Genomic DNA, 18571 nt, shown 5'->3' on the forward strand with positions numbered 1-18571 from the left:
CCGACGCCGGTCCGCGCGCCAGCTGCGGGCTAGAGCCGCGCAGCCGGTGGCGGGTCGTGCTCGCCGACGAGCCGCCGCGGAGCTGCCGCGCGCTGGGCGAGCCGGAGCGGCGTGCTGCACCAGGCAGGCCGGCACCACCGGTCCGGGGGACCTCGCCGAACTCCGCGCCACTCGAGTGCCGGGCACCACCGGTCCGGGGGATCCCCGCCCGCCCGCCCCCGCCCCCTCCCTCCTCCTCCGTCCTCATGCCAACGCTTCCGCGACCTCGTCCACCGTCAGCCACCGCTCCGGGGCCAGGATCTTCGCCACCTGCGGGGCGAACGCCGGCGATGCGACGATCACCTCCTTGGTCGGGCCGTCCGCGACCACCTCTCCCTCGGCCATGACCACCACGCGGTGCGCCACCGTCGCCACGAACTCGACGTCGTGCGTGGCCAGCACTACCGCGTGGCCCTGCGAGGCCAGCTCTCGCAGGGTCGCCGCGAAGCGCCGTTTCGCGTGGTAGTCCAGGCCGCGGGTGGGCTCGTCGAGCAGCACGACCGGCGGGGCCGACGCCAGCTGGATCGCCAGCACCAGCGCCAGTCGCTGCCCTTCGGACAGATCGCCGGGGTGCGCTGCACCGGCGATCCCGGGGGCGAGCCGGTCCAGTATGCCCCGGGCCGTTCCTGCCGCGACCTCGGATTCGGTGTCGGCCTGTGCGCACTCGGCGTCGACCGAATCGAGGTACAGCAGGTCGGCCGGGGTCTGCGGAACCAGCCCGACGCGCTGACGGGCCACTCGTGGCTTGAGCGACGCTGGATCCGCGCCACCGACGTCGACCTTCCCCGCCAACCTCGGACCGCTGCCCTGCACCGCCCAGAGAAGCGACGACTTGCCGGAGCCGTTGCGTCCCATCAGCGCGACCACTTCCCCCTGCCCGACACGCAGGTCCACCCCGCGCACCGCCAGGACATCTCCGTATCGGACCACCACCCCTCTCACGTCCAGTGCTCGACCGGTCACCGAGAGGGTAGAACCCACCACCGACAATTTCGAAAGTCGCGAGCGCAAGGGTCCCGCGACCCGCCGCGCGTCCCGCACCGACAGCGGCAACGGCGACCACCCCGCCAGCCGTCCCAGCTCGGCGATCGGCGGTGCGATCGACGACGTCGCCAAGATCTCCGCGGGCGGGCCGGAGCGCACCGAACCGTCGCCCGGCAGGTACAGCACCCGGTCCGCGTACTGCGCCACCCGCTCCATCCGGTGCTCCGCGACGACCACCGTCGTCCCGAGGTCGTGCACCAGCCGGGTGATCGCCGCCAGCACGTCCTCGGCCGCCGTCGGGTCCAGCGCCGACGTCGGCTCGTCGAGCACGACGACCGAAGGGTGCGCCGTCAGCACCGAGCCGATCGCGACGCGCTGCTGCTGGCCGCCCGACAAAGTCCGAAGTGGACGGTGGCGCAGCTCCGCGATGCCCAGCAGGTCAAGGGTTTCCTCGACGCGCTTGCGCATGACGTCCGGCGCGACCGCGAGCTGCTCCATCGCGTACGCCAGCTCCTCCTCGACGGTGTCGGTCACGAACCCCGAAAGCGGGTCCTGCCCGACGACCCCGACGACCGAAGCCAGCTCACGCGGCGGGTACGAAGAAGTGTCCAGCCCGCCGACCAGCACCCGGCCGGCGAGGCGGCCGCCGGTGAAGTGCGGGACGAGCCCGTTGATCGCGCCGAGGAACGTCGACTTGCCGGCCCCGGTCGGCCCCGCGACCAGGCACAGCTCGCCCTCCTCGACCAGCAGCGAGACGTCCGAAAGCACCGGCCGCGACGCGTCCGGGTAGGTCACCGTGACCCGCGAGAACTCGATCACCGGACGACCTCCGACGACGGCGGGCGAGGCGCCACGAACGCGGGCAGCACCGCGATGAGCAGGGAAACCACGTGGACCAAGGAGACCTCCGGCCACCGCAACGGGCTCAACGACGGGTACAGGTTCCCCGGATCGACCTGAGCGGAAAGGAAGAGCGAAACGCACGACCCGACTCCGGCGAGCACGACCAGCGTCTCCGGCCACCGCCACGGGTCCGGCCGGTACGCCGTCCGCCGCACGCGCCGGCCGCCGAAGACGAACCCGGCCACCGCCACCACCAGCCCCACGGCCAGCAGCGGCACGCCGAGCCACGATGACGTCCCGTCGAGCACGCCGTAGACGCCGACGCACACGCCGGCCAGGCCGAACAGGACACAAGAAGCGATCAGCGCCCGCACGCCAGGACTCAGGTAGGCCCGGCGCCCGTAGCCCCGGGAGTCCATCGCGGCCGCGAGCCGCAGCGACCGGTCCATCGCGTCCTCCAGCACCGGCACCACGATGCCCTTGACCGCCCGCAGCCCGCGAGTCCGCCCCGCCCGCAGCCGCCGGGCCCGTCGCACGCGCTGGACGCTCTCGACGAGCTGCGGTGCCACCGTCAGGGCCACCGTGACCGCCGTGCCCACCTCGTACAGCGCGCCGGGAACCGCCTTGAGCAGGCGTTTCGGGTTGGCCAGCGCGTTCGCCGCGCCGACGCAGACGACCATCGTCGCCAGCCGCAGGCCGTCGTAGAACCCGCCGAGCAGCGCCTCCGCCGACGTCGGCCCGAGCAGGGACAGCCCGGCAGTCAGCGGGATCCGCGGCAGCGCGAGGAGCACGTGCCCGCCGTCCTCGCCGCCGACCAGGATCCGGAACAGCACGCGCGTCGCGACGATCAGCGCGCCGACGTAGGCGTACAGCCGGAACGCCAGCGCCCACGGCGCGTCACTCCGGCGGCTCGCGACGACGAACCCCGCGACGGCGATGATCAGGCCGAGCAGCAGCGGGTTCGTCGTCCGGCTGGCAGCGACGGCCAGCGCGAGCGCCCAGACCCACCAGGCGCCGGGGTGCAGCGCCCTACTGCGCACGCCGGCGACGGGCGACGACGATTCCGGCGCCGGCGACCAGCACGATCACGACGGCTCCGATGACCAGGCCCCAGGGAAACGAGCTGCTTTCGGTCGCCGGAGCGGGCGCCGGCGAAGCAGCCTGGCGCACCGGCGCCACCTTCGGCGGCGTCGGCAGGTCGGTCGCCGACTTCGGCCGCGCGAACGCCCAGCCTTCGAAGCCGTTCGCAATCGGCTTCGACGTCTGCGCACCTTCCTGGCTCGACTCCCAGGCACCGCCGGCCGACGCGTGCCAGTAGCTCCAGTACGCCGTCGCCGACGGCATCCCCGCGCACGACTCGACGTCCGGACCCGGCTTGCCGTCGATCCGGCAGGCCACGGCCAGGCCGTACTTCTGCGAACCGGCGACGTCGACGCCGGCCTCCTGCAGGGCCGCGATGCCGTTCGCGGGCGTGCCGGGGGCGCAGCGGATCAGCGGCTGCGGCCCCAGGTCGCCGAAGTCGACGACCACCGTCACCCCCGCGCCCTCGGTGCAGGACCCCTCGGTGCCCGTCGCCGACGCGGGCGCGGCCCCGGTGAGGCAAGCGCCCAGCAGCAGGGCGCAGACGGCGGAGAAACGGGCGAAGCGAGCGGCGATCATGCAAGAACCTTAACCAGCGGCGGAGGCGCTTCCGGCGCGACACAGATCGCTCGGGGGTTCCGGGTGACGGAGCCCCCGGCCCGGGGCGCAGCCCCGGCTGGTCACCGACACACCTAGACTGCGGGCCGTGGGACAGCTCATCGCGGACGGACAGCTGCGCGTCGGCCTCATCGGCGCCGGCCCGTGGGCGACGACCATCCACGCGCCCGGCCTGGCGGATCACCCCGGCACGGCGCTGACCGCGGTCTGGGCCCGGCGGCCCGAAGCCGCGCAAACGCTTGCGGACACGCACTGCGCGGCCACCGCGAGCAGCGTCGAGGAGCTGTTCGAGCAGGTGGACGCGGTCGCGCTGGCCGTTCCGCCGTCGATCCAGGCCGAGCTGGGTGTGCGCGCGGCCGAAGCCGGGAAGCACCTGATCCTGGAGAAGCCGATCGCCGCCGACCTCGCCGGTGCACGGCGGCTGGCCGACGCCGTCGCGGCCGCCGACGTCGCCGCGCTCGTGGTGCTGACCTTGCGGTACTCGGCGCAGACGCAGGAGTGGCTCGCCGGCCTCGCCCAGGCGGGCGGCTGGGCCGGGGGCGGTGCGCGCTGGCTGTCCGGCGCGCTGCTCGGCGGCCAGTACGCGGTGTCGGAGTGGCGCCAGGACGACGGCGGCGCGCTGTTCGACATCGGCCCGCACGCGCTCGACATGCTGGACGCCGCGCTCGGCCCGATCACCGAGGTGGTGGCGGCCCGGCAGAGCCCCGGCGACCTCTGGCACCTGATGCTGGCGCACGAGAACGGCGTGGTCAGCACCGCGACGCTGTCGTTGCGGCTGCCCGTGCAGCCGACCGTCGTCGAGGTCGCCGTCTGGGGACAGCACGGCTACCGGACACTCGGGCGCAAACCGGGCTCCGCGCAGGAGTCCTACACCGCGCTCCTGGACGATTTCGCGGCGATGATCGCCAGCGGCACCACGACGCACCCCTGCGACGTCCGCCGTGGCCTGCACCTGCAGAATCTCCTCGAGCAGGCCCGGAAGCTGGCCGAGTAGTACACAGGCCCACATCGCGGGTTTACGTTGTGAAGTAAGGCTTCTTCACAAACTCCCCGAATTCATCCACAGGGTTGTCCACAGCCTCCACTGTGGACAGTGCGCCTCCTGACCGAACCACGGAAAGACAAACGCCGCCACCGGAAAGATCACCGAATAGTGCGGCCCGCTCGGACTGCCGAGTCGATCTTGCGATGCGAAGGTGATCTTGGGAGGGCCACCGCGCATCGAAGATCTTCAGGGGTTCGAGAGAGGAGGCGCATGGATGCCCTGCTGCGCGCCTTCTGGGGGATGATTCCGATTTCGGCCATCGCGCTGCCGTACGCGCTGATCGGCTGGCCACTGCTCGCCGCGCGGCGCCGGCGAAGACTTCCCGCCCGCTACGCGACCGCGACAGCAGGCGTCGACAGCGCCGCGTTCCTCGTCGCGTTCCTGGTGTTGTGCCTGGTCACGATGCCGGTCGGCACCTCCGGCGAGAGCACGCTCGACCTCGTTCCGGGCGCCGACATCACGGCGGCGGTCGGCGACGACGGATCACTCTGGCAGGTGATCGGCAACGTCCTGCTGCTGTGTCCGCTCGGTGCGTTGCTGCCTTTGAGGATCCGCCGCCTGCGCACGCTGGTGCGGATCGCGCTGGCCGCCCTCGTCGCGTCCGTGCTGGTGGAAGGTACGCAATATCTGATCCACACCGGCCGGGTGACCTCGACCGACGACGTCCTGCTGAACACGGCGGGCGCGACGCTCGGCGCGGCCCTCAGCCGCCGTGGGTGGCGGGCGCTCGATCCGCCACCGCCGGTGCCCGCCACCATCCCGGCGCAACGCCGGACGATCTGCGAGGCCCCGACGCTCAGGATGCGGGTCCCGCGCTCGGTCTGGGACACCCGCTACGCGGCCATCGCGCACCAAGAACGCCAGTAATCCGCTTGCGGACCGTGCCAAAATGGCCGGGAGAGTCCCTTCGAGTCAAGGAATGACCGCCTATGCCTGGCGCCGCCTCCGGCGTCGGCCCCCGCTAGGCCCGACGCCCAGCGTTCCGCCCGCATGCCCGTCCGGGGCTGCGGCTCCTTGACATGCTCTCGAGAGGCTCCAACCCAGCGATGTCCGCTATCCAGACCTATGTCCGCAAGACGGCGCCGCGCGGCCGGAACACCGAGCAGGTCGGCCCCTTCCTGGCCACCTACTCGCCCGGCACGGCCCATCCCATGCTCAACTACGCGATCCCGGAGGACGGCGCGAAGCCGACGGCCACAGAGATCGGCGCCCTGACCGAGGCGTTCCGGCGGCGGGACCTGCTCCCGCGGCTCGAGTACTTCACCGACGTCGCTCCCGATCTGGAGGACCTGCTGGTCGAGGCGGGGTACGGGCTCGAGCGCCGGGTGCCGCTGATGACCTGTTCCCCAGCCGGCTTCGTCGACCACCCCGCCCCGGACGGTTATGCCGTGCGCGAACCGAAGTCCGACGAGGACTACCGGCGGATGCGCGCCGCGCAGAACCAGGCGTACGGCGAACCGGACGGGGAAGTCACCGACCAAGACGTCGAGAAGGCGAAGAAGAGCAAAGCGGCCGGAGTCGTGTCCGCGCTCGTCGAGCACCTGGCCACCGGCGAGGTCGTCGGCGGCGGGGTCGCGCTCGAAATCGTCGACGGCACCACGGAGATCGCCGGCATCGGTGTCCTCGACACCCACCGCGGGCGCGGGCTCGCGGCCGCGATCACGGCGTTCCTCACCCGGGACGCGCACGCGAAGGGCGCGCACACCGCGTTCCTGACCCCCGGTGACCTGGGGATCGGGCGCATCTACGCGCGCGTCGGCTACCAGCCGGCGGGCGAGTGCGTGCACCTGTCGCTGAGCTAGTCGTTCATGCGGCCGGAGCGGCCCCGCTTCACGTCGCTCCGGCGCTTCTTCGACGCCAGGCGGCGCTCCTTCGAACCCCGAGACGGCTTCGTGGGGCGCCGCTTGGCGGGCGGCGGCGCCGACGCGTCGCGCAGCAGGTTGGCCAGGCGGCCCCGCGCGGCTTCCCGGTTCTGCAACTGGGAGCGGTGTTCGCTCGCCGCGATCGTCAGGACGCCGTCGACCAGCCTGGCGCCGAGCCCGGCCAGCACCCGATCGCGGAGGTGCTCGGGGATCGACGGCGACGCGGCGACGTCGAACGACAGCTCGACCCGGGAATCAGTGGTGTTCACGCCCTGGCCGCCCGGGCCGGACGAGCGCGAGAAGCGCTCGCTCAACTCGGCCCCCGGGATCGTGAACCGGGAGCCGATCACCACGTCTTCGGCTGCCATGTCACCAGTGTGACAGCCGCGATCAAGTGGCTTCTTCGAAGGACGCCGTCAAAAGCGCGGGTGATCGCCGGAAAGGATCGCCCGCGGGCCGTCGACGTCGCCGGCGGGCTGGACGTCACCCAGCACCCACGCCGGCAGGTGCCGCGCGGTCAGCATGGCCAGCGCCCGGTCGACGTCTTCGGCGCCGACGATCGCGACCATGCCGACGCCCATGTTGAAGGTCTTCTCCAGCTCGGCCCGCTCGACCTTGCCGCGCTGGCCGATCAGCGCGAACACCGGCGCCGGGCTCCAGGTGCCGCGATCGAGCCGGGCGACCAGGCCGCGCGGCATGACGCGGGCCAGGTTCGCCTCCAGGCCACCGCCGGTGATGTGCGCGAACGTCCGGACCTCGGTCTCGGCCGCGAGCGCGAGGCAGTCCTTGGCGTAGATCCGCGTCGGCTCCAGCATCTCCTCGCCGAGGGTGCGGCCGAACTCCTCGACGTGCCCGCCGAGCGGCATCCGCGCGATGTCCAGCAGCACGTGCCGGGCCAGGGAGTAGCCGTTCGAGTGCAGGCCCGACGAGCCGAGCGCGAGCACGACGTCGCCCGGGCGGACCTTCTCCGGCGAAAGCAGCTGGGACGCCTCGACGACGCCGACGCCGGTGGCCGACATGTCGTAGTCGTGCTCACCCATCAGGCCCGGGTGCTCGGCGGTCTCGCCGCCCAGCAGCGCGCAGCCGGCCCGGACGCAGCCTTCGGCGATGCCGCCGACCAGCGCGGCGATCTTCTCCGGGTGCACCTTGCCGACCGCGATGTAGTCCTGCAGGAACAGCGGCTCGGCACCGGTCACGACGAGGTCGTCGACGACCATGGCGACCAGGTCGATGCCGACCGTGTCGTGCTTGTCCAGCGCCTGCGCGACCGCGATCTTGGTGCCGACGCCGTCGGTCGACGACGCGAGCACCGGCTCCTTCCACTTGTCGAGCTTCAGGGAGAAGAGCCCGGCGAAACCGCCGACGCCGCCCATGACCTCGGGGCGCGTGGCCCGCTCGGCGTGCGGCTTGAGCAGCTCGACGGCTTGGTCGCCGGCGTCGATGCTGACGCCGGCGGCGGCGTACGTGGCGCTCGTGGACTCGCTCACGGTGGAAGGACTCCCTACTGGAAGGAACTGCTAGGGACGCCGGACGGCGTCTTCGGCACCGTACCCGGCGGAGCTGACCGGGGTCGCTGCGCCATTGACCGAGTCGAGGCTTTCGAGCAGGTGCTTCCCGATCAGCGCGTCCTCCGGGAGCGCGATCGGGTACTCGCCGGAGAAGCACGCCGTGCACAGCCGCGACTTCGGCTGTTCCGTGGCCGCGACCAGGCCGTCCAGGGAAATGTAGCCCAGGGAGTCGGCCCCGATCGAGCGCCGGATGCCGTCGAGGTCGACGCCGTTCGCGACCAGCTCGGCCCGCGACGCGAAGTCGATGCCGTAGAAGCACGGCCAGCGCACCGGCGGCGACGCGATCCGGACGTGCACCTCGAGCGCGCCGGCCTCCCGCAGCATCCGGACGAGCGCGCGCTGGGTGTTGCCGCGGACGATCGAGTCGTCCACCACGACCAGGCGCTTGCCGCGGATGACGTCGCGCAACGGGTTCAGCTTGAGCCGGATGCCCAGCTGGCGGATGGTCTGGGACGGCTGGATGAACGTGCGCCCGACGTAGGCGTTCTTCACCAGGCCGGTGCCGTAGGGAATGCCGGAACCCTGGGCGTAGCCGATGGCGGCCGGCGTGCCGGACTCCGGCACCGGCATGACCAGGTCGGCCTCGACCGGCTGCTCGGAGGCGAGCCGGCGGCCGATTTCGACGCGCGTGGCGTGCACCCCGCGCCCGGCGATCGTGGTGTCGGGGCGGGCGAGGTAGACGTACTCGAAGACGCAGCCCTTGGGATCCGGGTTCGCGAACCGGGAGGAGCGCAGGCCCGCGGCGTCGATCGCGATGAGCTCGCCGGGCTCGACCTCGCGGACGAAGGACGCGCCGACGATGTCGAGGCCCGCCGTCTCGCTCGAGACGACCCAGCCGCGCTCGAGCCGGCCGAGCACCAGCGGGTGCACGCCGTGCGGGTCACGCGCCGCGTAGAGCGTGTTCTCGTCGGCGAAGACCAGGCAGAAGGCGCCCTTGAGCGTGGGCAGCAGGTCCATCGCGGCGGCTTCGATGCCCTTGTCGGCGGCGTTCGCCGCGAGCAGTCCGCAGATCAGGTCGGAGTCGCTCGACGAGCCGGTGAGGCCCGCGTGCGGCTTGAGCCCGGCGGCGATGGTGCGCTCGCGCAGCTCGGCCGTGTTGACGAGGTTGCCGTTGTGCGCGAAGGAAAGGCCGCTACCGGTCGCGGTGGTGCGGAAGATCGGCTGGGCGTTCTCCCAGATGGTGGCGCCGGTGGTCGAGTACCGGCAGTGCCCGACGGCGATGTGCCCCTGCAGCGACTGCAGGATCTGCTCGTCGAACACCTGGCTGACCAGGCCGAGGTCCTTGAAGACCACGATCTGCGAGCCGTCGGAGACGGAGATGCCGGCGGCCTCCTGGCCCCGGTGCTGCAGGGCGTAGAGGCCGTAGTAGGTCAGCTTCGCGACTTCTTCCCCGGGAGCCCAGACGCCGAAGACGCCACACTCCTCACGGGGTTCCGGGTCGGGCTGGTCGGACACGACTTGCGGGTCGGAAACCACCGAGGAGCTCCTGGGAAGACGTGGTCAGGCCGATTTCAGTGTAGACGGTGCGGACATGAGTCAGGCCCCGCCCGACGTGGTACTGACCACTTCGGACAGGGCCTGAAGTCTGCATGCCTAGCAAGCATCCGGCAGCGAGAGAATCTCCGAGAGCACTTGGGCACCTTCACCGCGGCGGCGCCACAACCAGCGCTCCGGCTCGAAGATGTTGTCTTCGGTACCGGGCATCCGGGTCGCCACGACGTCGTCTTCGGCGTTGAGCCGGACGACGTCCACCACGTCATCGTGCACCCGCACACCGACGACAGCGAGAACCTCACCGCGCTCGTCGGCGGGGTGGACGAACTGGTAGCCGCGAGCCACCAGTTCCTGCAGTCCGGTCTCGATGTCGAAGACGGGGGCGACGGCCTCAGCCGAGGACATCGTCGAATTCACCGTCCTTGGCACCGGCCAGGAAGGCCGCCATCTCCGCGCGCGTGTAGACGAGCGCCGGGCCGGTCGGGAACCGCGAGTTGCGCATCGCGATCTCGCCGCTCGACAACGGTGCGACCTCGACGCAGTTGCCGACGGCGCCGCTGTAGCTCGCCTTGCGCCACTCGGCACCGGACAGCCGATCGGCCGGGATGCCGTTCTCGAATCGCTCTGCCATGGTCCCACCTCTCGATGCGGAAAATCTTCCGGGGCCACTGCATCTGCATGTGCATTTGCCCGCGTATCGGAGGCTAGCACGTGTGCCTGCAACGGTAAATGCACGTGCAGAATTTCTTGCAAAGTTCTCGGACGGTAAAGAATCACCAGGTCACGGTTAACCTATCGGGTGATAGTTAGCAACCCTAATGGGTGAACAACTACGAGTAGTCACCGATCACCGGGGCATGGCCAGGACTTATCCGCGGACCACGGACACCGCCGGTGACCACCTACCGGGAACACGTCGGCGCCGGTAAACCGGTTCACGGGCCTGGTCGCGAAGGCCGACGCGCCGCGGCGATGCTCAGATCTCGGCGCGCCGTTTCGCGAGCAGAGCGCGGCTCCGCTCCGGCGTCTCGGAATCGACCGCCAGCATGTCGAGCGAGCGGCTGTACTTCTCGATCTCTTCGCGCTTCTCGATGTAGTGCGCGCCGGTCAGGTACTCGACGTACGCGATGTTCGGCAGTTCCGGTTCGCCGAACCGCAGCAGCGAAAACGCGTGCTCCGCGGACAGCCCGCTGCGGGAGAAGGGGAGTATCTGCACCGACACGTGCGGCAGCGCGCTCATCTCCAGCAGGTATTCGATCTGCTGCTTGAGCACCTTCATCCCGCCGATCGGCCGGTGCAGGACGGACTCGTCGAGCACCATCCACACACGGGGCGCGTCTGGCCTGCTGAACATCTTCTGCCGCCGCATGCGCAGCGCGACCAGCTGGTCGACGCGCTCGTCGGCCATCTCCGGGCGGCCGTGGCTGAAGATCGCCCGCGCGTACCCCTCGATCTGCAGCAGCCCCGAGACGTACAGCGGCTCCCAGATCTGGATCCGCGCGGCAGCTTCTTCGAGGCCGACGAGGTCGGTGAACCAGTTCGGCATCGTGTCGCCGAAGCGCCGCCACCAGCCCGGCTCGTTCGACTGCTTGACCATCTCGAGGAACGTCTGACGCTCGGTCGAGTCGTCGACGCCGTACATCGTCAGCAGGTCGGTGACGTCGCGTTCCTTGAAGCCGACGCGGCCCAGTTCCAGGCGGCTGATCTTCGACTCGGACCCGCGGATGTTGTACCCGGCCTGCTGCCGGGTGATGCCGGCCTCTTCACGGAGTCGCCGCAGCTGCGAGCCCAGGATCATGCGGCGCGCCGTGGGGCCGATGTTCTGTTCTCCTGCGGACGCGTTCACCGCGTTCATTCCCGGACCTTCCGCGCTCACGTCACCAGGGGGTTCTAGCCCGACTACCGAAAGTACACGCTAAGCCGTCCTGCGCAAAGAGGTGACCCGGTTTACCCCATGCGCGCGTCGGCCTACTCTACGTAGAGTACGAGACTTTCGACACAGAACTTGCGAGGTTCAAGATGCCCGACGCCGCGACCCGGACCGAACGAGTTCCCGTGGGGGTCGACCCGACCCGAGCGAGCATCGCGCGCGTGTACGACGCCTTCCTGCTCGGGAAGGACAACTACGAGATCGACCGCGAGGTGCTGCACAAGGTGCAGCAGGCCGCGCCGGAGGCCCAGGACCTCGCGTTCGAAAACCGCGGTTTCCTCATCCGCGCGTGCCGCTTCCTCGCCAGCCAGACCGGCATCACCCAGTTCCTCGACCTCGGATCCGGCCTGCCGACGGCGGAGAACACCCACCAGGTCGTCCAGCGGATCAACCCGGAGACCAAGGTCGTCTACGTCGACAACGACCCGGTGGTCCTCGCGCACGGCCGCGCCTTGCTCGAAGAGAACGAGCACACCCACTTCGTCGCCGAAGACATCTTCGAGCCGCAGCGGATCCTCGAGAACGAGGTCGTCCGCGAACACATCGACTTCACGCAGCCGCTCGTGCTGCTGCAGATGGGCACGCTGCACCACTTCAAGGGCGACCACGACCGGCCGGCCCAGATCATGCGGGAGTACGTCGACGCGCTGCCGTCCGGTTCCTTCGTCGGGCTCAGCCACTTCTCCGACCCCGAGAACGAGGACTCCGCGACCGCGCGCCGCATGGAGGACTTCTTCCTGCACAGCCCGATGGGCTCCGGCACGTTCCGGACGCAGAAGGAGATCGAGGCGCTGTTCCCCGGCCTCGAAATGGTCGAACCCGGCGTGACGCTGTGCGCCGACTGGTGGCCGGACGGCCCGCGCCTCAAGGAGCTCAACGTCGCGCAGCGGACCATCTCCGGCGGCGTCGGCCGCAAGCCGTAGGCACCCCGTCCGTCAGAGGCGGACGAGGGGCAGCCAGTGGGAAAGGTCGGCCCGGGTGCCCGAAGCGGACACCCGGCCGTCCGCCACCGCCGTGGTCCAGTCCAACCGGCCGGTGGCCAGTTCGAGCCACGTGCGCGGGTCGGTCTCGATCACGTTCGGCGGAGTCCCGCGGGTGTGCCGCGGGCCGTCCACGCACTGCACCGCCGCGAACGGCGGCACGCGGACCTCGACCGTGCGGCCCGGCGCGTCGGCCGCGAGCGCGCGCAGGCTGAGCCGGACCGCCGCCGCCAGTTCCGGCCGCGCCGGATCGGGCGCGTCGCCTTGCAGCCACGCGGAAATCGCCAGCACCGCCGCACGTAACTGTCCGGGGTCGACCGAACGCGAAGAGGCCATGGGCAAACAGTAGAGTGGCGCACCAAGAGTTTTCAGGCACACCCGAGAACGTGGGGATGTAGATGGCGCAGCGGGACGAGGCGGATCGGATGGTTTCGCAGCAGCCCACCGGAAGCGGGCCCGATCGCCCGGGCAAGCACAGTAAGCACAACCGGGCCGCGCGGCGCGGCGGCCAGCAGGCGCGGCGCTCCGGCAAGCACGGCACCCCCGAGATCACCGCGGAGATGCGCGCGAACGCCCGCGCCAACCCGGACAGCTGGCTCTACGTCATCGACGAGGCCTTCGACCCGAACGGCCCGGTGCCGTCGTGGGCGGTCGTCGGCGCCTACCCGGTGAACGGCGCGGGCGACGTCGTCGCCGACTTCCACCCCAACGACCGCTACCGGCCCTCGCCCAAGGCGCTCGGCTTCCCGGAGCCGTCGAACGACCTCGAGCAGCTGCTGCAGCTCGTCCGCACCGAGCACCGGCCGCCGTCGGACCTGCCGAAGGTCGTCCTCGACTCGACGCTGTTCGTCTACGCGATGTCGCCCGTGCAGCGCACGGTGATCGGCTTCCACAACACCGACGGCCGGGTCATGGTGCCGGCCTACACCCGCAAGGCGCTGGTGCCGCGCGAGTGGCCGCACGCCCGCGCCGTGGTCGGCCGCGACATCGTCGATCTCCTGGGCGGGCACCCCGTCGCGATCAACCCGCACGACCTGATCACGGCTGTCGTCCCGGCCGAACACTTGCTGAAGGCGCTGGCCGACGAACAGCACTGACCTGCGGTTTTAACTCCATCGGGTGACCACCCGAGTCGCCGATCCGGCGACTCGGGTGCATGGTGAGGCTGGAAAAGACTCACGAGACCGGTGGGGAGCATGAGGCTGCTGTGCCGTTCGTAAAAGGTCGTTCACTGCTGCCCTTCGCCGCCGCCGTCCTGCTCGTCGCCGGGCAGGCGCCGGCCAGGGCCGCCGACATCTACGCGGGCGCCGAGGACCACTACGCGGGTTCGCAGATCGCCAAGGTCGAGGGCGTCGACGCGGTGCCCGGCGTGCAGTACGCGACCGACGACCAGGAGCTCGGGCACGACGTGAGCGGCCACCAGGGCCCGGTCGACTGGCCCGGCGCGGCGCGGACGGGCGCGAAGTTCGTCTACGTCAAGGCGACCGAGGGCACCGGGTTCGTCAACCCGCAGTTCGTCCAGCAGTACAACGGCTCCTACGACGCCGGCCTGGTCCGCGGCGCCTACCACTTCGCCCGGCCGGACATTTCCGACGGCGCGTCGCAGGCGCGCTACTTCCTCGCCCACGGCGGCGGCTGGTCGGCCGACGGCCGGACCCTGCCCGGCGCGCTCGACGCGGAGTACAACCCGTACGGCGAAACCTGCTACGGCAAGGACGCCGCCGGGATGGTCCGCTGGATCAGCGACTTCTCCGAGACCTACCGCGCGGCCACCGGCCGCTACCCGACGATCTACACGTCGACGAGCTGGTGGAAGCGCTGCACCGCGAACAACGGCGGCTTCGGCGGCAATCCGCTGTGGATCGCCCGCTACAACACCTTCATCGGCGAGCTGCCCGCCGGCTGGGGCATCCACACGATCTGGCAGTTCGCCGACAGCGGTTCCCTGCCCGGGGACCAGAACTGGTTCAACGGCCCGATCGACCGGCTGCGCGCCCTCGCGCTGGGCTGACCGGCTTCACGAATTATAGGTGTTAACCGGTAACCGATTGACGATCATCTTCCCGGGAAAATCACCCACACGTGTACCCAATTTCACGGAACTGAGTGACAAACCGCCACCTGGTCCGCACAATCGTGCACGGGCGGCTACCTGCAGTAAGCCGTCCTCAGCGAGGGTATCTGTGAAGGGATTCAACGATGTCCACTTCCCGAAGAGGGCGGCTGTTCACCGCCCTGGTCGTCCCGGCCACGCTGCTCCTGCTCGGCAGCACGGCCCAGGCGACGACCTTCTCCCCCGAAGTCGACCCCGTGGCCGCGATCAACGCGGACATCGCACAGCACGACCACGAACTGGGGTCGCAGATCCGGCGCGTCGAAGGTGACGCGTCGACCCCGGACTCGCAGAAGGCGGCGCAGCAGCCGCAGCCCGGCCAGGCCATTCCCGGCCAGGTGCTGGCCACCGTGGCAGGCATGGACGTCGCCGGCTACCAGGGCAACGTCGACTGGGCGAGCTGGTGGAACCAGGGCAAGCGGTTCGTCTGGACCAAGGCCACCGAAAGCACCAGCTACACGAACCCGTACTTCGCGCAGCAGTACAACGGCTCCTACAACCAGGGCTTCATCCGCGGCGCCTACCACTTCGCGACCCCGAACACGGCGAGCGGCGCCGCCCAGGCGAACTACTTCCTCGCCCACGGCGGCGGCTGGTCGGCCGACGGCAAGACGCTGCCCGGCGCCCTCGACATGGAGTACAACCCCTACGGCGCGACCTGCTACGGGTTGAGCAAGGCCGGGATGACGTCGTGGATCCTCGACTTCCACGACACCTACCACGCCAAGACCGGCCGCTACCCGGTGATCTACACGTCGACGAGCTGGTGGAACCAGTGCGTCGGCGCCGACTTCGCCAGCACGGCCCCGCTGTGGGTCGCGCGCTACGCGTCGTCGGTCGGCACCCTGCCCTACAACTGGGGCTTCTACACCGTCTGGCAGTACACCTCGAGCCCGCTCGACCAGGACACCTTCAACGGTGCCTACGACCGGCTCCAGGCCCTGGCCAACGGCTGACCCGCACCCCCGGCTCCCGGTTCGTGACGACTTCGCGTCGTCGCGCCCGGGAGCCGGTTTCATGCCGTACCGTCCGAGCTTGCAGAATGCTGCTCACCACGTCCTGGGGGAACCACACGGGCCTTGCGGACGTCGGAAGCGCACGAACACCCAGCGCCCGGAAGGCATGAAAGATGACGTACCCGCCTCAGCCGGGCCAGCCCGGCCAGCCCGACCCGTACGGTCAGCAGCCCCAGTCCGGTGGCTTCCAGCAGCCGTACCCGCAGCAGGGTGGGTGGGACCCCAACCAGCAGCAACAGCCGTACCCGACGCAGCAGTACCCGCAGGGCTGGGACCCGAGCCAGCAGCAGCCCGGCTACCCGTCGGGCGGCTTCCCGGCGAGCCAGCCGCCGCAGTGGGGTGACCCGAACGCCCAGCAGCCGCAGCAGGGGTGGGGCGACCCGAACGCGCAGCAGCAGTCGGCGTGGGCGGACCCGAACGCGCAGCAGTACGGCCAGCAGGCCTGGGACCCGAACCAGGGCGGCCAGATGGCGGGCTGGGACCAGTCCGGGGGCTACGGCCAGGGCTTCGGCGGGCCGCCGGCGCCGCCGAAGCAGGGCAAGACCGGGCTGTGGATCACGATCGGCGCCGTGGTCGTCCTGCTCGTCGCCGTGGGCATCACCGGCTTCGTCGCGCCCGGTTTCTTCCTGTCGAAGGACAACAACAACGTCGCGGCTCCGCCGTCGTCGAGCACGTCCGCCAAGCCGACGACACCGAAGACGACCCCGAGGAAGACACCGACCACGAAGCCGTCTTCGCCGAGCGCGGGCGGGTCGGACGCCAAGGTCGTGCTGCAGGGTTTCATCGACAAGCTGAACGCGGGCGACACCACGGGTGCGCTCACGCTGGGCTGCTCGGACTCGAAGGACCTGCTCGACTCGTGGCTCAAGACGTTCCTCAAGCCGCCGCTGCAGCTGGAGCTCGGCGACGTGCCGGACGACGAGTTCCTCGTCGAGGGCCAGGTCACCGGGACGTCCGCGGGCAAGAACGTCAAGGGCACGCTGAGCGCGACGAACTTCGACGACAAGGGCTTCTGCGTCAGCACGATGCTGGTGTCCTGACCCGGTGAAGCTGTGGCGATCACCGCTGGCGTGGACGTTCCTCGCGTCGGTGGTGCTGCTGGCCGGGGTCGGCGGCTGGTTGCTGACCGACCCCGCCACCAGCCGCAGTGACGCGCTGAAGACCGGCGGCCTCGCCGGCGGCGCGATCGTGGCGCTGTACGCGCTGTGGCTGAACGACCGGCGCCGCCGGGTCGAGGAGCGCCGCCAGGACATCGAGCGGCAACGGCACGAACTCGAGTCGCAGCGCGCGGAGCTGGACCGCGAACGGGTGGCCGACGAGCGGTTCGCGAAGTCCGTCGAGCTGCTCGGGCACGCGGCCGACCAGGTGCGCGTGGGGGCGATGCACGCGTTGGCGGGACTGGCGCGAAGCCGGGCGGAGTACACGCAGACGGTGCTGGACGTGCTGTGCTCGTACCTGCGGCGGCCCTTCGACATCTCTCCCTCCTCCGAGCCGGCCACCGATGGCGAAGAGCCGAGCCCGGATCCGGAACGGGAGCGCGAACTCACGGTCCGGCTCACGGCGCAGCGGCTGATCGCCGAACTGCTGCCCGCGCGGGACGCCGAAGGCGCGGCGTACGACCTGGACCTGACCAGTGCGACGCTGGAGTACTTCGACCTGTCCGGCAAGCTGGTCGGCGGCCTCCTGCTTCGGCACGCGACCTTGCGCAGCAGCACGAACCTGAGCGGCTGCCGCTTCACGGGCCGGGTGTACTTCACCGCGGCGGGTACGGGCTCGAGCCGCCTGGTGGGCAACTTCCGTTGCCGCGGAACGGTCTTCGAAAGCCACGCCTGGTTCAGCGGGACGAGTTTCGCCGAGACGGCGGACTTCACCGACACGACGTTCGCCGGGAAGACCACGTTCAAGGACGCCAAGTTCGCGAAGGACGCCGGCTTCTCCGGGGCCGTCGCATCCTGCGATCTGGACCTGCGGCGGACGCGGTTCGAGGGGCAGACCGACTTGCGCTTTTCCGTTTTGCCGGAGGCAGTTTCGCTGTACAACACCCGAGTCCGGTCCGAAAAGGACGTTCAGCTGCCGGCGGGCTGGGAGCTGGAGGAACTCCGCGACGGCGAGGCCCGGATCGTCTCGGCGGCCGGCGCGTGAAGCGCGTGCGCATCTCGCCCTTGGTCGCGGCGTTCCTGGCCAGTGCGGCGGTCTTCGCCGGGGTACTGGCCTGGTTGCTCGCCGATCGCGCGACCGGCCGGGGTGACGCGCTCAAGACCGCCGGGCTCGCGGGTGGCGCGGTCGCGGCGTTGTACGGGCTGTGGCTGAACGACCGGCGACGGCGCGTCGAGGAGGACCGGCACGACCTCGAGCGCAGCCGGATCTCCGACGAGCGGTTCGCGAAGTCGGTCGAACTGCTCGGGCACGACGCCGACCAGGTCCGCGTCGGCGCGATCCACGCACTGGGCGGAGTCGCGCGGACGCGGCCCGAAACCTACACCCAGACCGTGCTCGACGTGCTGTGCGCGTACTTGCGGCGCCCGTTCCAGCACCCCGAACTCGAGGAAGTCGACGATCCTGCCGCCGCCGAGCGGGAGTTGCAGGCCCGGCGCACGGCCCAGAGGGTGATCCGATCGCTGCTACCGGACGCCGGTTCGGACGGACCGGCTTACTCGCTCGATCTCTCCGGTGCCTCGCTCGACCGATTCAGCCTGTCGGGCAAAGAGGTGGGCTTGCTGGGCGCGCAACGGACGACGATCGTCAACGGCGCCTCTTTCACGGACACGTCGTTCTCGGGGTCGGTCTTCTTCACCGGGGCGAGTGTGCGCGGGCCGGTGGAGTTCGTGCGGACGAGGTTCGGGTCTGGGACGGGGTTCCGCGACTTCACGGTGCACGACGCCGTGACTTTCAGCGAGGTCACCTTCGCGTTGCCGCCGGACTTCAGCCAGGCGAGGTTTCCCGCCGGGACCGAACTGCCCTGAGCAGCCCCCGCCCTTCCCTGGGGGGCGTCCCCGAGT

20 protein-coding genes are annotated in these 18571 nt (G+C 70.5%); 10 read left to right on the forward strand and 10 right to left on the reverse strand.

Annotated features, from left to right (window positions below):
• Window positions 1-243 precede the first annotated feature (243 nt).
• Genes AB0M59_RS07950 through AB0M59_RS07960 form a run of 3 tightly spaced genes read right to left on the reverse strand, consistent with a single transcriptional unit; the run spans window position 244 to window position 3525 of the window.
• Window positions 244-1842, reverse strand: a complete 1599-nt coding sequence (locus AB0M59_RS07950; RefSeq protein ID WP_364610475.1) for an ATP-binding cassette domain-containing protein — start codon at window positions 1840-1842, stop codon at window positions 244-246.
• The gene (locus tag AB0M59_RS07955; RefSeq protein WP_364610478.1) at window positions 1839-2906 is read right to left on the reverse strand and encodes a CbiQ family ECF transporter T component; all 1068 of its coding nucleotides are present in this window, start codon (window positions 2904-2906) and stop codon (window positions 1839-1841) included. Before AB0M59_RS07955 ends, AB0M59_RS07950 begins: the two co-directional genes overlap by 4 nt.
• Window positions 2896-3525: a hypothetical protein gene (locus AB0M59_RS07960; protein ID WP_364610481.1), complete on the reverse strand. Its 630-nt coding sequence runs from the start codon at window positions 3523-3525 to the stop codon at window positions 2896-2898. Before AB0M59_RS07960 ends, AB0M59_RS07955 begins: the two co-directional genes overlap by 11 nt.
• A 127-nt stretch (window positions 3526-3652) precedes the next feature.
• Between AB0M59_RS07960 and AB0M59_RS07965 the strand changes: the two genes are divergently transcribed.
• The 3 genes from AB0M59_RS07965 to AB0M59_RS07975 all read left to right on the forward strand — a co-directional run bounded on the left by AB0M59_RS07965 (window position 3653) and on the right by AB0M59_RS07975 (window position 6411).
• The gene (locus tag AB0M59_RS07965; RefSeq protein WP_364610484.1) at window positions 3653-4558 is read left to right on the forward strand and encodes a Gfo/Idh/MocA family oxidoreductase; all 906 of its coding nucleotides are present in this window, start codon (window positions 3653-3655) and stop codon (window positions 4556-4558) included.
• Between the two features lie 261 nt (window positions 4559-4819).
• Window positions 4820-5476 carry a VanZ family protein gene (locus AB0M59_RS07970; protein WP_364610486.1) on the forward strand — a complete coding sequence of 219 codons (657 nt, stop codon included), beginning with the start codon at window positions 4820-4822 and terminating at the stop codon, window positions 5474-5476.
• Between the two features lie 179 nt (window positions 5477-5655).
• The gene (locus tag AB0M59_RS07975) at window positions 5656-6411 is read left to right on the forward strand and encodes a GNAT family N-acetyltransferase (RefSeq protein WP_364610489.1); all 756 of its coding nucleotides are present in this window, start codon (window positions 5656-5658) and stop codon (window positions 6409-6411) included.
• Here AB0M59_RS07975 and arfB read toward each other — a convergent pair.
• The 6 genes from arfB to AB0M59_RS08005 form a co-directional block, all read right to left on the reverse strand.
• A complete protein-coding gene (gene arfB, locus AB0M59_RS07980; protein ID WP_364610492.1) occupies window positions 6408-6839 on the reverse strand; it encodes an alternative ribosome rescue aminoacyl-tRNA hydrolase ArfB in 432 nt (143 codons plus the stop codon). The genes AB0M59_RS07975 and arfB overlap by 4 nt on opposite strands.
• A gap of 48 nt (window positions 6840-6887) precedes the next feature.
• Window positions 6888-7958: a phosphoribosylformylglycinamidine cyclo-ligase gene (gene purM / locus AB0M59_RS07985; RefSeq protein WP_364610495.1), complete on the reverse strand. Its 1071-nt coding sequence runs from the start codon at window positions 7956-7958 to the stop codon at window positions 6888-6890.
• A 30-nt stretch (window positions 7959-7988) separates the two neighbouring features.
• The gene (gene purF, locus AB0M59_RS07990; RefSeq protein ID WP_364610498.1) at window positions 7989-9515 is read right to left on the reverse strand and encodes an amidophosphoribosyltransferase; all 1527 of its coding nucleotides are present in this window, start codon (window positions 9513-9515) and stop codon (window positions 7989-7991) included.
• Between the two features lie 117 nt (window positions 9516-9632).
• Entirely contained in the window at window positions 9633-9938 is a 306-nt protein-coding gene (locus tag AB0M59_RS07995) for a hypothetical protein (protein WP_364610501.1), read from the reverse strand.
• Window positions 9925-10164 carry a DUF397 domain-containing protein gene (locus AB0M59_RS08000; protein WP_072475608.1) on the reverse strand — a complete coding sequence of 80 codons (240 nt, stop codon included), beginning with the start codon at window positions 10162-10164 and terminating at the stop codon, window positions 9925-9927. The genes AB0M59_RS07995 and AB0M59_RS08000 overlap by 14 nt, the downstream gene beginning before the upstream one ends.
• A gap of 345 nt (window positions 10165-10509) precedes the next feature.
• Entirely contained in the window at window positions 10510-11388 is an 879-nt protein-coding gene (locus AB0M59_RS08005) for a helix-turn-helix transcriptional regulator (RefSeq protein WP_364610504.1), read from the reverse strand.
• Window positions 11389-11588: 200 nt separating this feature from the next.
• Here AB0M59_RS08005 and AB0M59_RS08010 point away from each other — a divergent pair, with 200 nt between their 5' ends.
• The gene (locus AB0M59_RS08010; RefSeq protein WP_364610507.1) at window positions 11589-12386 is read left to right on the forward strand and encodes an SAM-dependent methyltransferase; all 798 of its coding nucleotides are present in this window, start codon (window positions 11589-11591) and stop codon (window positions 12384-12386) included.
• Window positions 12387-12398: 12 nt separating this feature from the next.
• Here AB0M59_RS08010 and AB0M59_RS08015 read toward each other — a convergent pair whose 3' ends face one another.
• Complete coding sequence (locus AB0M59_RS08015) at window positions 12399-12779, reverse strand: sterol carrier family protein (protein ID WP_364372245.1); 381 nt, start codon at window positions 12777-12779, stop codon at window positions 12399-12401.
• Window positions 12780-12841: 62 nt separating this feature from the next.
• Here AB0M59_RS08015 and AB0M59_RS08020 point away from each other — a divergent pair, with 62 nt between their 5' ends.
• The 6 genes from AB0M59_RS08020 (at window position 12842) to AB0M59_RS08045 (ending at window position 18535) form a co-directional block, all read left to right on the forward strand.
• On the forward strand, window positions 12842-13540 hold the full coding sequence (locus AB0M59_RS08020) for a type VII secretion system-associated protein (RefSeq protein ID WP_364610510.1): 699 nt from the start codon (window positions 12842-12844) through the stop codon (window positions 13538-13540).
• A gap of 110 nt (window positions 13541-13650) precedes the next feature.
• Window positions 13651-14454, forward strand: coding sequence for a lysozyme (locus tag AB0M59_RS08025; RefSeq protein ID WP_364610513.1), 804 nt, complete (start codon window positions 13651-13653; stop codon window positions 14452-14454).
• A gap of 188 nt (window positions 14455-14642) precedes the next feature.
• Window positions 14643-15512, forward strand: a complete 870-nt coding sequence (locus AB0M59_RS08030; RefSeq protein ID WP_364610516.1) for a lysozyme — start codon at window positions 14643-14645, stop codon at window positions 15510-15512.
• A 173-nt stretch (window positions 15513-15685) separates the two neighbouring features.
• Window positions 15686-16612: a hypothetical protein gene (locus AB0M59_RS08035; RefSeq protein WP_364610519.1), complete on the forward strand. Its 927-nt coding sequence runs from the start codon at window positions 15686-15688 to the stop codon at window positions 16610-16612.
• A gap of 4 nt (window positions 16613-16616) precedes the next feature.
• Window positions 16617-17714, forward strand: coding sequence for a pentapeptide repeat-containing protein (locus tag AB0M59_RS08040; protein ID WP_364610522.1), 1098 nt, complete (start codon window positions 16617-16619; stop codon window positions 17712-17714).
• Window positions 17711-18535, forward strand: coding sequence for a pentapeptide repeat-containing protein (locus AB0M59_RS08045; protein ID WP_364610525.1), 825 nt, complete (start codon window positions 17711-17713; stop codon window positions 18533-18535). The genes AB0M59_RS08040 and AB0M59_RS08045 overlap by 4 nt, the downstream gene beginning before the upstream one ends.
• Window positions 18536-18571 lie beyond the last annotated feature (36 nt).

Origin of the sequence: Amycolatopsis sp. NPDC051371 (genome assembly GCF_040682155.1) — a bacterium.
Taxonomy (GTDB): domain Bacteria; phylum Actinomycetota; class Actinomycetes; order Mycobacteriales; family Pseudonocardiaceae; genus Amycolatopsis.

Excerpts from the sequence above, each read along its gene's own strand:
- AB0M59_RS08005 (WP_364610504.1), bottom strand. The coding sequence starts at position 11,388 with ATGAACGCGGTGAACGCGTCCGCAGGAGAACAGAACATCGGCCCCACG.
- arfB (WP_364610492.1), bottom strand. The coding sequence starts at position 6,839 with ATGGCAGCCGAAGACGTGGTGATCGGCTCCCGGTTCACGATCCCGGGG.
- AB0M59_RS08035 (WP_364610519.1), top strand. The coding sequence starts at position 15,686 with ATGACGTACCCGCCTCAGCCGGGCCAGCCCGGCCAGCCCGACCCGTAC.
- AB0M59_RS07975 (WP_364610489.1), top strand. The coding sequence starts at position 5,656 with ATGTCCGCTATCCAGACCTATGTCCGCAAGACGGCGCCGCGCGGCCGG.
- AB0M59_RS08030 (WP_364610516.1), top strand. The coding sequence starts at position 14,643 with ATGTCCACTTCCCGAAGAGGGCGGCTGTTCACCGCCCTGGTCGTCCCG.
- AB0M59_RS08000 (WP_072475608.1), bottom strand. The coding sequence starts at position 10,164 with ATGGCAGAGCGATTCGAGAACGGCATCCCGGCCGATCGGCTGTCCGGT.
- AB0M59_RS07995 (WP_364610501.1), bottom strand. The coding sequence starts at position 9,938 with ATGTCCTCGGCTGAGGCCGTCGCCCCCGTCTTCGACATCGAGACCGGA.
- AB0M59_RS07960 (WP_364610481.1), bottom strand. The coding sequence starts at position 3,525 with ATGATCGCCGCTCGCTTCGCCCGTTTCTCCGCCGTCTGCGCCCTGCTG.
- AB0M59_RS08020 (WP_364610510.1), top strand. The coding sequence starts at position 12,842 with ATGGCGCAGCGGGACGAGGCGGATCGGATGGTTTCGCAGCAGCCCACC.
- AB0M59_RS08015 (WP_364372245.1), bottom strand. The coding sequence starts at position 12,779 with ATGGCCTCTTCGCGTTCGGTCGACCCCGGACAGTTACGTGCGGCGGTG.
- AB0M59_RS07970 (WP_364610486.1), top strand. The coding sequence starts at position 4,820 with ATGGATGCCCTGCTGCGCGCCTTCTGGGGGATGATTCCGATTTCGGCC.